This window comes from Thermostichus sp. MS-CIW-15, from assembly GCF_054060575.1.
The window spans coordinates 21,817-33,876 of sequence record NZ_JBSSDI010000030.1; the positions used below are offsets into that span (position 1 = coordinate 21,817).

9 protein-coding genes, 1 tRNA gene and 1 pseudogene are annotated in these 12,060 nt (G+C 59.4%); 10 read left to right on the forward strand and 1 reads right to left on the reverse strand.

Going from position 1 to position 12,060, the window contains the following annotated elements; translation table 11 throughout:
* Window positions 1-19: 19 nt before the first annotated feature.
* The 9 genes from nifU to ACVW0R_RS10905 all read left to right on the forward strand — a co-directional run bounded on the left by nifU (window position 20) and on the right by ACVW0R_RS10905 (window position 8,885).
* Window positions 20-958 (forward strand): Fe-S cluster assembly protein NifU, encoded by a 939-nt coding sequence (gene nifU, locus ACVW0R_RS10865; RefSeq protein ID WP_457502049.1) that lies wholly within the window; start codon window positions 20-22, stop codon window positions 956-958.
* Between the two features lie 277 nt (window positions 959-1,235).
* Window positions 1,236-2,114 (forward strand): nitrogenase iron protein, encoded by an 879-nt coding sequence (gene nifH / locus ACVW0R_RS10870; protein WP_011430651.1) that lies wholly within the window; start codon window positions 1,236-1,238, stop codon window positions 2,112-2,114.
* Between the two features lie 95 nt (window positions 2,115-2,209).
* A complete protein-coding gene (gene nifD / locus ACVW0R_RS10875) occupies window positions 2,210-3,673 on the forward strand; it encodes a nitrogenase molybdenum-iron protein alpha chain (RefSeq protein ID WP_457403730.1) in 1,464 nt (487 codons plus the stop codon).
* Between the two features lie 65 nt (window positions 3,674-3,738).
* On the forward strand, window positions 3,739-5,274 hold the full coding sequence (nifK, locus tag ACVW0R_RS10880) for a nitrogenase molybdenum-iron protein subunit beta (protein ID WP_011430649.1): 1,536 nt from the start codon (window positions 3,739-3,741) through the stop codon (window positions 5,272-5,274).
* Between the two features lie 248 nt (window positions 5,275-5,522).
* Complete coding sequence (gene nifV / locus ACVW0R_RS10885) at window positions 5,523-6,710, forward strand: homocitrate synthase (RefSeq protein ID WP_457502050.1); 1,188 nt, start codon at window positions 5,523-5,525, stop codon at window positions 6,708-6,710.
* A 135-nt stretch (window positions 6,711-6,845) separates the two neighbouring features.
* A complete protein-coding gene (locus ACVW0R_RS10890) occupies window positions 6,846-7,109 on the forward strand; it encodes a nitrogen fixation protein NifZ (protein WP_011430646.1) in 264 nt (87 codons plus the stop codon).
* The gene (gene nifT / locus ACVW0R_RS10895; RefSeq protein ID WP_011430645.1) at window positions 7,106-7,306 is read left to right on the forward strand and encodes a putative nitrogen fixation protein NifT; all 201 of its coding nucleotides are present in this window, start codon (window positions 7,106-7,108) and stop codon (window positions 7,304-7,306) included. Before ACVW0R_RS10890 ends, nifT begins: the two co-directional genes overlap by 4 nt.
* A 136-nt stretch (window positions 7,307-7,442) precedes the next feature.
* Window positions 7,443-8,645 carry an L-lactate MFS transporter gene (locus ACVW0R_RS10900; RefSeq protein WP_457502051.1) on the forward strand — a complete coding sequence of 401 codons (1,203 nt, stop codon included), beginning with the start codon at window positions 7,443-7,445 and terminating at the stop codon, window positions 8,643-8,645.
* Window positions 8,646-8,801: 156 nt separating this feature from the next.
* A tRNA-Leu gene (locus ACVW0R_RS10905) sits at window positions 8,802-8,885 on the forward strand.
* Here ACVW0R_RS10905 and ACVW0R_RS10910 read toward each other — a convergent pair.
* Window positions 8,886-11,078 carry a glycosyltransferase 61 family protein gene (locus tag ACVW0R_RS10910; protein WP_457502052.1) on the reverse strand — a complete coding sequence of 731 codons (2,193 nt, stop codon included), beginning with the start codon at window positions 11,076-11,078 and terminating at the stop codon, window positions 8,886-8,888.
* A 194-nt stretch (window positions 11,079-11,272) separates the two neighbouring features.
* Here ACVW0R_RS10910 and ACVW0R_RS10915 point away from each other — a divergent pair.
* A pseudogene (locus ACVW0R_RS10915) lies at window positions 11,273-12,060 on the forward strand (phycobilisome rod-core linker polypeptide); the annotation flags it as partial.

Consider the following 12,060-nt stretch of genomic DNA (forward strand, 5'->3'; position numbering starts at 1 on the left):
CTCAACTCAGGATCCAGCCATGTGGGACTACAGCGAAAAAGTTTTGGAACTCTTCTACCACCCCAAAAACCAAGGGGCGATGGATCCCAGCTCCGAGCCTGGTGTTCGGGTGGTGGTGGGAGAAGTGGGCAGCATCACCTGTGGCGATGCCCTGCGGCTCTACTTAAAGGTGGACGAGGCCAGCGAGCGCATCTTGGCTGCCAGCTTCCAAACCTTCGGCTGCACCAGCGCCATTGCCTCTTCCTCGGCCCTGACGGAGCTAATCACCGGCCTCACTCTGGATGAAGCCCTGCGGATCGACAACCGCCAAATCGCTGACTACCTAGGCGGCCTGCCCCCCGCCAAGATGCACTGCTCGGTGATGGGGCAAGAGGCTCTGGAGGCAGCCATCTACAGCTATCGCGGCCTTCCTCTGCCTGACCACACGGATGATGACAGCGCTTTGGTCTGCTCCTGCTTTGGCGTCAGCGAGCAAAAGATCCGCCGCTTGATCCGGGAAAACCACCTCACCTCCGCTGAGGAAGTAACAGCCTACAGCAAAGCGGGTGGTGGCTGTGGTTCCTGCCTGGCCCAGATTGAAGACCTGATCGCCGCCGTTCTGGCCGAGACTGACGCAACCCCTTCAGAAGATTCAAGAAATTCAAAAGGGAACTCCCAAAACCAGACAGAGCCCTCTCCTGCTGCTCCCCCTCCTGTCTCGGCAACAGCGACACCCCCTCCCCTCACCACCTTGCAAAAGATCGCCCGCATTCAGGCCGTCCTGGAGGAGGAAGTTCGCCCGCTGCTGTTGGCCGATGGCGGCGATGTGGAGCTGTACGACCTGGAAGGGGATCAGGTGTGGGTGCGCCTCAAGGGATCCTGCGCCGCCTGCCCCAGCCAGCAAAACACGCTGCGGTTGCTCATCGAAACCCGCCTGCAAGAACAGGTGTGGCCCACGTTAATCGTGCATGCCCTCTAGTTGCCCATTCTCGATAAGCCTGAGAGCCCTATGATCTGCCCCACTGTTACTCCCCGTCGCTTCCCCCATCTCCTGCCTCGATTCGGGAGGGCCCCACCGCTCGACCGGTTTGCTTTTGGATTCCAAGGGATCCAAGGCTGCCTTCCCGCGAGCTGAAATCCTTTGCAGTAAGGATCCCGTCTCGCTAATGCGACCAGTTGCGCCCATTGGCAGGAGATTTCTAACCCTTAAGTCGCCCCCAAGTCTTTCCTCAAGTCTTCATTAGGAGAACTGAACCATGAGACAAATTGCATTCTACGGCAAAGGCGGTATCGGCAAATCCACCACCTGTCAGAATACCGTTGCCGGTATGGCCGAATTGGGGCAGCGGATCATGATCGTCGGCTGCGACCCGAAGGCCGATTCCACCCGCCTCATGTTGCACTGCAAAGCCCAGACCACCGTCCTTCACCTGGCGGCTGAGCGGGGATCCGTAGAAGACGTGGAGCTGGAAGAAGTGGTTCTCACCGGCTACCGAGGGGTGCGCTGCGTGGAATCCGGTGGCCCCGAGCCTGGTGTTGGCTGTGCCGGACGAGGCATCATCACCGCCATCAATTTCTTGGAAGAAAACGGTGCCTACGAGGATCTGGACTTTGTCTGCTACGACGTGCTGGGGGACGTGGTCTGCGGCGGTTTTGCCATGCCCATTCGGGAGGGCAAGGCCCAAGAGATCTACATTGTTTGCTCCGGCGAAATGATGGCCATGTATGCGGCCAACAACATCGCCCGCGGCGTGCTGAAATACGCCTACTCCGGCGGCGTGCGCTTGGGTGGCTTGATCTGCAACAGCCGCAAAGTGGATCGCGAGATCGAGCTGATCGAAGCTCTGGCCGAAAAGCTCAACACCAAAATGCTGCACTTCATCCCCCGCGACAATGTGGTTCAGCACGCAGAATTGCGCCGCATGACGGTGATCGAGTACTCCCCCGACTGCAACCAAGCTGACGAGTATCGGGCCTTGGCCAAAAAGATCATCAACAACACGGATCTGAGGATCCCCACCCCCATCTCTATGGATGAGCTGGAACAGTTGTTGATAGAGTTCGGCGTTTTGGACGACGACCAGAAAATCGCCCACCTCATCGGCAAAACCGAAAAAGAGTTGGCCCCTGTCTGATCCCCGAAAAGACGGGCTGGGGGTAGCTGGTTTCCTCCCTCAGCCCCCCTTCGCACTGTGGCTTTTATCCATGACACCCAATAGCTGAGGTTCTCATGACTACTCTGAAAAGTACCCTCAAAGAGGAAACCCGGAAAATCGTAACGGAGGTTCTGGAAACCTACCCCGAAAAAGCTCAGAAAAAGAGAGCTAAGCACCTCAACGTCTATGACGAGGGCAAAGCAGATTGCGGAGTAAAATCTAACATTAAATCCATCCCCGGCGTCATGACCACCCGCGGCTGTGCTTACGCCGGTTCCAAAGGAGTGGTGTGGGGGCCGGTCAAAGACATGATCCACCTCAGCCATGGCCCCGTGGGCTGCGGCTACTACTCCTGGTCGGGAAGGCGCAATTACTACGTCGGCACAACCGGGGTAGATACCTTCGTTACCATGCAGTTCACCTCCGATTTTCAGGAGCGAGATGTGGTGTTCGGGGGGGACAAAAAACTGGCCAAACTCTTGGTGGAAGCCAGCGAACTCTTCCCCTTGGCCAAAGGCATTACCATCCAGTCCGAATGCCCCGTTGGCCTAATTGGGGATGACATCGAGGCGGTGGCCAAGAGAGTTTCCAAAGAAATTGGCAAGCCGGTGGTACCGGTGCGCTGCGAAGGCTTTCGGGGGGTCTCCCAGTCCCTGGGCCACCACATCGCCAACGATACAGTGCGGGACTGGGTTCTGCCCATTGCCGACAAGAAAGCCAAGGAGGGATCCCTCAACTTTGAGCCCGGCCCTTATGATGTGGCCCTGATTGGGGACTACAACATCGGCGGCGACGCTTGGTCTTCCCGGATTTTGCTGGAGGAGATGGGCCTGCGGGTAGTGACCCAGTTTTCCGGCGATGGCACCTGGAACGAGATGCTGCTTGCCCCTCGGGTGAAGCTGAATCTCATCCACTGCTACCGCTCCATGAACTACATCTGCCGCCACATGGAGGAAGCCTACGGGATCCCCTGGCTGGAGTTCAACTTCTTTGGCCCCACCCAAATTGCCAAATCCCTGCGGGCCATCGCCCAGCGGTTTGACGAGACCATCCAGGCCAAGGCGGAGCAGGTGATCGCCAAGTACAAGCCCCAGAGCGAGGCCATCATTGCCAAGTACCGTCCCCGCCTGGAGGGCAAGCGGGTGATGCTGATGGTGGGCGGACTGCGGCCCCGCCACGTCATCCCGGCCTTCCGGGAGCTGGGCATGGAGGTGATTGCCACCGGCTACGAATTCGGCCACGGCGACGACTACAAGCGCACCACCCAGTACATCGACGACGGCACCCTCATCTACGATGACGTGTCCGGCTACGAGTTTGAAGAATTTGCCAAGAGGTTGAAGCCAGATCTCATCGCCTCCGGCATCAAGGAGAAGTACGTCTTTCAAAAGATGGCTTTGCCCTTCCGCCAGATGCACTCTTGGGACTACTCCGGCCCCTACCACGGCTACGACGGCTTTGCCGTGTTCGCTCGCGATATGGATTTGGCTTTGAATAGCCCCACCTGGGATCTGGTCAAAGCCCCCTGGAAGTCTTAGCTTGCCGCCGGGATCCCAAACGCGAACGGCCCTTCCTTCCCCTGCCCCTCATTAGGAGACCGACCATGCCGCAAGATATCCAAGACATCAAAGATCACGCCCGCCTGTTTCAAGATCCGGAATATCAGGCGCTTCTGCAGTGCAAGCAAACCTTTGAAGATCTCCCTTCCCCGGAAGAAGTGGCCCGGGTGGCCGAATGGACAAAATCTTGGGAATACCGGGAGAAAAACTTTCAGCGGGAAGCTTTGACGATAAACCCTGCCAAGGCTTGCCAGCCCTTAGGGGCCATCTTCGCCGCTGTCGGCTTCGAGGGAACTTTGCCCTTCGTCCATGGATCCCAGGGGTGTGTGGCCTATTTTCGCACCCATCTCACCCGCCACTTTAAGGAGCCCTTTTCGGCGGTCTCCACCTCGATGACGGAAGATGCGGCGGTGTTTGGCGGCCTCAAAAACCTAATCGAGGGACTGGAAAATGCCTACGCCCTCTACAAGCCCAAGATGATCGCCGTGTGCACTACCTGCATGGCGGAGGTGATCGGGGATGACCTGGGGGCCTTCATCACCACGGCCAGAAATGAGGGAGTGATTTCCCGCGACTTCCCGGTGCCCTATGCCCACACGCCAAGCTTTGTGGGATCCCACATCACCGGCTATGACAACATGCTCAAGGCCATTCTCAGCACCCTCACCGAGCCGGTGGGCCGCACGGGTAGCAATGGCTACATCAACGTCATCCCTGGCTTCGATACCTACATGGGCAACTTGCGGGAGATCAAGCGCATCTTCGGCTTATTCGGGATCCCGCTGACCCTGCTGGCGGACAACTCCGACTATTTGGATTCGCCCAACGACGGCACTTTCCACATGTATCCCGGAGGAACCCCTTTGGAGGCGGCTGCCCAATGCCTCAACGCCGAGGCTACTTTTTCCTTCCAGCGCTACACCACGCCCAAGACCCTGGAGTTTCTAGCAGAGGCCTCGGGTCGGCCCACCCTGACGGCGCGGCCAGTGGGTATTCGGGGCACGGATGAGTTTTTGATGCAGCTATCCCAGTTAACGGGCAAGCCCATTCCCGCCGAGCTGGAGATCGAACGGGGCCGGGCGGTGGATGCTTTCACGGACTCCCAAGCGTGGATCCACGGCAAGCGGGTAGCCCTGTATGGGGATCCGGATCTGGTGATGGGCTTGCTCAGCCTGTTGCTGGAGCTGGGAGCGGAGCCGATCCATGTGGTGGTGACCAACAGCAACGAGGAGTTCGAAGCCGAGGCGCGGGCACTGCTGGCCTCCAGTCCCTATGGACAGGGGGCAACCGTCTGGGGGGGCAAGGATCTCTGGCATCTGCGCTCTCTGATGTTCACCGAGCCGGTGGATCTGCTGATCGGCAATTCCTACGGCAAATACCTGTGGCGGGATACGGGCACGCCTTTGGTGCGCATCGGCTACCCCATCTTCGACCGCCACCATCTGCATCGCTATCCCACCTATGGCTATGTGGGGGCGCTCAACCTCCTTAACTGGATTGTCAACACCATTCTGGATGAGGCAGATCGGCGCAGCATCATCCCCGGCAAAACCGATTTTTCCTTCGACTTAATTCGTTAGCTTCCGGAGTAGGGGGATCCCAGAGGCTAGATAGATCTTGTCAAGGATCCCCTGCTCCAAAGACTCCACCCCGCTAAGAGGAACAGCCAAGCCTTACAGGAATCTGATGAATTCTGCCAGAACTTCGGTTGAGCTTTCTACCCTGGACATGATTGCCCTGACGCAACCGGGGTCGCGCCAGCGGTGCGGAGCACCATCGACGGTTACCGATTGCCTAGGCGGGCCGTAGGTCTTGGAGGATGGATCCCATGAATTCCTCTATCACCATCAACGACACCACCCTGCGCGATGGGGAGCAAGCGGCAGGGGTAGCCTTCCAAATCCCCGAGAAAATCTCCATTGCCGCCCTCTTGGATGCCATTGGCGTACCCGAAATTGAGGTGGGGATCCCGGCCATGGGCGCCGTGGAAACGGAAGCCATTCGCGCCATGCTCAGCCTGGGGCTGCGGGCTCAGCTGCTGGGGTGGAACCGGGCTGTGCCCAGCGATATCCTCGCCTCTATTCGTTGCGGCCTCAAGCGGATCCACATCTCCGTGCCGGTCTCGGATCGGCAAATCGCTGCCAAGTTCCAAGGGGATCGCCCTCGGCTGCTGCGACAGTTGCGCCAATGCGTGGAGATGGCCTTGGAGCAAGGGCTGTGGGTCTCGGTGGGGGCAGAAGATGCCAGCCGCACCCCCCTGGAGCAGGTGATCGAGTTGGCCCAAATGGCCCAGAGCTGGGGCTGTCGGCGCTTCCGCTACTGCGATACGGTGGGCATTTTGGATCCCTTTAGCACCTACAAGCAGATTCGCCGTCTGGTGCAGGCCATCGATATCCCTGTGGAGATGCACACCCACGACGACCTGGGCATGGCCACTGCCAATGCCTTGGCCGGGATCCGCGCCGGCGCTCAGTCGGTGAACACCACCGTCAACGGCTTGGGGGAACGGGCCGGCAATGCCCCCTTGGAAGAGGTGGTGATGGCTTTGCGCTACACCTTGGGGATCGATGTTGGGGTGGATACCTGCCGTCTGCGGGAGCTGTCTCAACAGGTGGCGCGGGCCAGCGGTGCTCCCCTACCTCCCTGGAAGGCCATCGTCGGTGACAACGCCTTTGCCCACGAGTCGGGCATTCATGCGGCGGGAGTGCTGCGGGATCCCCAGACCTATGAGCCTTTTCCACCAGAAGCCGTGGGCGGCCAGCGGCGGCTGGTGTTGGGCAAACACTCCGGCCGGCATTTGCTGCTCCAGATCCTCAAGGAACAGGGGATCCCTGTCGAGCAGATCCCACCTGGCCAACTGGAAAAGCTCCTGGAACAGGTGCGGCAGCACGTCACCCACTGCAAACATCCGATCCCGCCCGCGGAACTGGCCCGTTATTGCCGCGCAACGCTGACGCAATGGGCGCAACACACTCCAGAACCCATCCCAGAGGAGAGCCATCCCGATGTTGTCTAACCGCTTGTCCGGAAAGGAAACTTCCAAATCTCAGGCCATTTTGGCAGCCGTGTCTCGACGGGCGCGCCAAGTAGGCCGCAGCCTAACCCGCCAAGAGCTTTGTCAGGTGCTGGCAGAAATCACAGGAGGTACCCCATGAGCGACGAACTGGAGCTGGATCGCCCTCCCCAATTTGAGCTGGGCGACAAAGTCCGCATCCGTAAGGTCATCCGCAACGATGGCACCTTCTTCGGCCAGCCGGTGGGGAAAATCTTGGCCGTTCCGGGCGACGAAGGTTACGTGATTTCCATTGGCACCTTTCTACAACGGTTTTACGTCTATGCCGTCCACTGCTTGGCCAAAGGCTTGGTGGTGGGGTGCCGTGCCCAAGAGCTGGAACTTGTGGAGAAAGGGCTATGAAAGTCATCCTGCACGAAAGTGCCTACGGGCATTTGATGGTCTACGTTCCCAAAAAAGATCTGGAAGAGTCGGTTGTGGCCACCCGTTCAGAGGCCGGGGAAACCATTTTCACCTTGAGCAACGGTTGGGAATTGTCCATCCCGGAGCTGCCGGAGCCTTTGTCTCTGCCCAAGACGGTAGAGGCCAAACGCCTCTAGCCAACGGTTGGCTAAAAATTCTGTTGGCCTATCCCCGAAAGGGCTGAGAGAATGGGTTGAACTCAGCTCCAACAAGCTCTAGATACCCATGAAAAGGGTTGGATTCCCCGTTACTTTGTATGGACAACCGGCCCATATGGGGAGATGGCTTTTCATCCTCCTGGGGCTCCTGGTTCTTCTTTGCTTGGGAACCGTCTATTCCTGGAGCATTTTCCGCAAGCCCCTGGAAACAGAGCTGGGGATTGGGGCCAGTGAGAGCCTGCTGCCCTACACGGTTGCCCTCGTGTTCTACGCTACCCTCATGCCCATCACAGGGTTTGTCATCCCCCGCTGGGGATCCCGCCGAGTACTGGCTCTGGGGGGCAGCTTGGTGGGTTTGGGCTATGGGCTGGCCAGCTTCGCCCCCTCCATTGGGTGGATTGCCCTCTGCTATGGAGTCATTGCCGGCAGCGGTGTGGGAATAGCCTATGGAGTGCCAATGGCCGTGGCAGCCCGTTGGTTCCCGGATCGCAAGGGATTGGCCGTGGGATCCACCATTATCGGCTTTGGCCTATCTCCCCTGCTCACTGCTCCCCTGGCCAACTGCTTGATCGAGGCACTGGGGGCTCGGCCTACGCTGCTGATTTTGGGGATCCTCTTCGCGGCAGTGATCCTGGGGATCGCAACCCAACTGAGATTTCCTCCCCCCGATTGGATCCCTTCCTCACCTTTTCCAAGAAAATCCACGAATGGCCCAGATCGCTCTCCGTTGACTTCTCGGCGCTCTCTCCCTCTGCTGAGGAACCCCTCCTTCTATGGCCTGTGGATCTGCTACGCCATCGGCACCCTGGTTGGTTTAAGCGCCATTGGGATTTCCGGCCCCGTGGGGGAAGAGCTGATCGGCCTGGATCCCCCTGCGGCTGCCAACAGCGTGGCTCTCTTCGCCATTTTCAACGGGCTCAGCCGTCCTCTGTTTGGCTGGTTGGCCGATCGATTACATCCCCATCAGGTCACTACGGGATCCTACGGGCTGATCCTGCTGGCCTGTGGGCTAATGCTCCTGCCTCCTCAGGGATCCCTTCTGGCCTACTGGGTAACTTTTTCCTTGCTTTGGTTTTGCCTGGGGGGGTGGCTGGCCATGGCTCCCGCCCTGACCCTGCGCTTATTTGATCCCGAACGCTACGCCCAGAACTACGGCATTGTGTTTACCGCCTATGGAGTTGGGGCCTTGGTGGGAACGATGATCGCGGGGCAAATTCGCGATAGGCTGGGCAGCTATAGCTATACCTTTTATGGGATGGCCGCCTTGGCGGTGGTGGGGATCTGGGTGGCCAACGTTTTTTTGAAAGAGAAGTTGTAGGAGCTTCAAGCCAGCGGGCACAGCAGGGATCCCATCAGCAGGGGCAGCAATCCCCTACTTCATACCCTCCACTGCAGGGCTGGGTGAACCAACTTAAAGACTTGCCCCCCCAAGGCAAGCAGTTTGGTAGAGTAGTACGGCTATTGCCGACAGATTGGGATCGTGGCGGAATGGTAGACGCTACGGACTTAAAATCCGTTGTTCCTCAAGAACGTGAGGGTTCGAGTCCCTCCGATCCCATTATCCCCTGATCCCTGTCTGTTCCAGCACATTCAGCAAGTCCGGGATCCGAACCCAGGCATCTTCTCGATCCAAATCGGGGCTGGAAAGAAGAGCCACCAAAGCCGGATCGCAAACAGGCGCCACCAAGGGGAAATACCTTAACCCTGCCACCTGAGCAATACTCCAAAAATAGGGAAGCACTGCATTGCTGGGCAAGATCTCGATGACGGTGGTGCCGGGTGGACAAAAGGCGAGGTTGGTCAGGCCCGCCCCGTGGATCCCGATCACCGCCTCTGCCCCCTGCATTAGGGCTATTTGCTCTTGAAGAGAAAGGGTTTCCATCTGCACCGGTACAAATCCCCAGGGGCGCAAGCAGGCCAGCACCTCCGCTTCGTTGATCACCCGCCGCCAGCGGGCAGACCGACGGCTGATGTAAATCCGCCGCGGCTGCAGGGGGTCGATGGAGAAACTCGGCTGGGCCAGTTGCCGCAGCACCTCCAATCCCCTGGGCGTCAAACACCCCACCGGAGCGCCTGCCGAGGGCACGATCAGGTTTTGGGCTTGCAGATGGGATCCCCCCAACTGCTCAAAGCTGAGGATGCGCTCGGCTGGGATCCCCAAAGCAGCCAAGCTCTGCACCTGAAAGGGCTTTCTTTGATACCCGTGGATCAAGATGGGGATGTCCTTTTCCAGGGCGCCCGACCGCTGCAGGATATCGAGGGCCGGCAGAATATCCACCATCCAGTGAAAGTAATTAACTGCCCCCAAGGGCAAAAGGGCAACGGGGCCATCCAGTGGGATCTGTGGGGGGAGATGGGGCAAGCCCAGCAGGGGGTGGTGTCGCAGGTGATCTGGCCTGTAGTCCCAGTCGAGGAACTCCGGCGGCGGCAAGCTCAGGGATAGATCGGCGAGCAATTCTCCCCGGCGGGTGAGCACCCCGCTGGCAAAGCTGGCGTAGAGGTGGCGGGGATAGTGGCCCACGTGGACGGATCCTCGGGGGATCTGGGCGACAAAGGTCTCTGCCAAGGGGATGCGCTGCGGGCGCAACTTTTGCAAAATGTCGGGATCAGCGGCAGGGGGCGCTTTTAGACAGAGAACCCCCCCTGGATCCAGCAGTTGGTAGTCCCCTTCGCCCGTGGCCTGATGCCACTGTCGGGTGGTGAGGTAGCCTTGGGTTGGCACTGGCCAGAAGTCAGTTGTAGGGGGAGTGCTCTGGGAAAAGGAGTCTGCTGGAGGGGCAACGCCTTCTGGAGCCCAACGCTGCCGCCAAGCCGAATACAGGAAATCGGGGATCCTCGCAGATCCCTCTCCCCTGCATGCCTGCTCCAGTCCAGATCGCAGAGGGCTTTCTCCGCCGCTGCCCTCGCACCACGCCTGCACCCAATTCCGTTCCGCTGCCACCGCTCGGCAAACCTTCTCCCAAGCGGCCTCAGGGTGAGCCAACCGCACTTCCGCTTCCGCCCAGTAGCTGTAGAGCTGCGCTGTCCCGGTGCCCCGCGCCTCAGCCGCCTGGAAACACCGCACAGCCTGAACTGGATCCCGCAGATCCAGCCACGCCAGGCCCATCTGTACCCAGGGATCCCCCCACTCAGGGCGCAGCCGCGCAGCCTCCTGCAGAGGGGAAATCGCCTCTCGCAAACGGCCCAGCTTCATCAGGGCCAAGCCCCAGCGCCAAAAACTCTCTGCCGCCGTCGGATCCTGCTGGCAAGCCCGCTCAAACCACTCCGCTGCCGCAGCCCACAGCCGGCTCCGCTCTTGGGTCAGGCCAATGCGGTGAGCAGCCAAAGCCTGGCCAGAAGACAGCTCCAGCTGTCCATCCCCCAACTCCAGAAGCTGCCGATACAGAGCTGCTGCCTGCGGCCAATGGCCCTTCTCCCACAGGCTTTCCGCCAAAGCCTGCAAGCTCCTCAGCAGGTGGTAGACGGCCTCGGATTCGGCCACCCCCCCCGCTTGCAGCATCGCCAAGCCCTCTTGCCACACCAGCTGCGCCTCCAGTTCCCGACCCAGCAGGAGATAGGCGGCTCCCAGCTCCCAATACAGCTCTGGAGAGGGGGATCCCTGCTCGAGCTGTTGCTGTAAAACCTGGGTAACGCGTTCGTAATGTCCCTGCTCCCAATCCTCAAGGAGAAAAGCGGAAGACAACAGATGGGAGGGTAGAGCTGGGTTGAGAGCCATGTCTTTGTGGATGAGAAACAGTGTTACAAACTGCAACAACCTCCCCACTCTGGGCCCGTGCCCCTAGTATTCTAGGCTTGGCTTCCCCCTCAGGGATCGGGCATCGATCCTTCTCAGCTCAGAGAGGGATGCTCCTCCAGTCGTGGGTCAGCCTCTTCACCCCCTTCGATGGCACTGTCCTCGGCCTTTGTCGGCAGTTTTTTCGATCAAAACGGAGTTTATAAAGATCGATGGGTATCAACGTATCCGCTGGCACAGTCGTTTCCAACCCCCGTCTCTACCAAACCGTGCCTGTATCGACCATCTCCCAGGCGGAACAGCAGGATCGCTATCTGGGACGCACCGAGCTGGATCGCCTCGAGGACTTTTTCTCCAGCGGCCTGAAACGGCTAGAGATTGCCGAGGTCATTGCGGCCAATTCGGAAATCATCGTCAGCCGGGCAGCCAACCGCATCTTCACAGGGGGCTCGCCCATGGCCTATCTGGAGCGGCCAGAAGCGACCCAAGACGAGAAAGAAGCCTTCAAGCTGGGTACTGCCTTCTACGTGGAATCCACCGGCGGATTCATTGAGGCCATCCGCAACATCTTTAGCGCCAGCGGTGTGGAGATTCCCCCCAATTTCCGCCCCATCAACATCTCCCGCTACGGAGCTGCCAACATGCGCAAATCGCTGCGGGATCTGAGCTGGTTTTTGCGCTACGTTACCTACGCCCTGGTGGCCGGGGATCCCAGCATCATCGCCGTCAACACCCGCGGCCTGCGGGAGATCATCGAAAACGCCTGCTCCGCCGAGGCCACCATTGTCGCCATTCAAGAGATGAAGCGGGCAGCGGCTGGCTACTTCCGCAAAGATGCCGAAGCGGTTGCCATCATCAACCAATACTTCGATGTTTTGCTGAGCGAGTTCATCGCTCCCGCCCCTTCCGACAAGCTGCGGCAGCGCAACGCCAGCACCGCCGATGGCCTGCCCTTGCAAGGGCTACAGCTACCCCAGGTTTACAACTTGGCCGCAGAAAA

Coding starts and splice junctions, on each gene's coding strand:
- nifU (WP_457502049.1), top strand. CDS start 20: ATGTGGGACTACAGCGAAAAAGTTTTGGAACTCTTCTACCACCCCAAA.
- nifH (WP_011430651.1), top strand. CDS start 1,236: ATGAGACAAATTGCATTCTACGGCAAAGGCGGTATCGGCAAATCCACC.
- nifD (WP_457403730.1), top strand. CDS start 2,210: ATGACTACTCTGAAAAGTACCCTCAAAGAGGAAACCCGGAAAATCGTA.
- nifK (WP_011430649.1), top strand. CDS start 3,739: ATGCCGCAAGATATCCAAGACATCAAAGATCACGCCCGCCTGTTTCAA.
- nifV (WP_457502050.1), top strand. CDS start 5,523: ATGAATTCCTCTATCACCATCAACGACACCACCCTGCGCGATGGGGAG.
- ACVW0R_RS10890 (WP_011430646.1), top strand. CDS start 6,846: ATGAGCGACGAACTGGAGCTGGATCGCCCTCCCCAATTTGAGCTGGGC.
- nifT (WP_011430645.1), top strand. CDS start 7,106: ATGAAAGTCATCCTGCACGAAAGTGCCTACGGGCATTTGATGGTCTAC.
- ACVW0R_RS10900 (WP_457502051.1), top strand. CDS start 7,443: ATGGGGAGATGGCTTTTCATCCTCCTGGGGCTCCTGGTTCTTCTTTGC.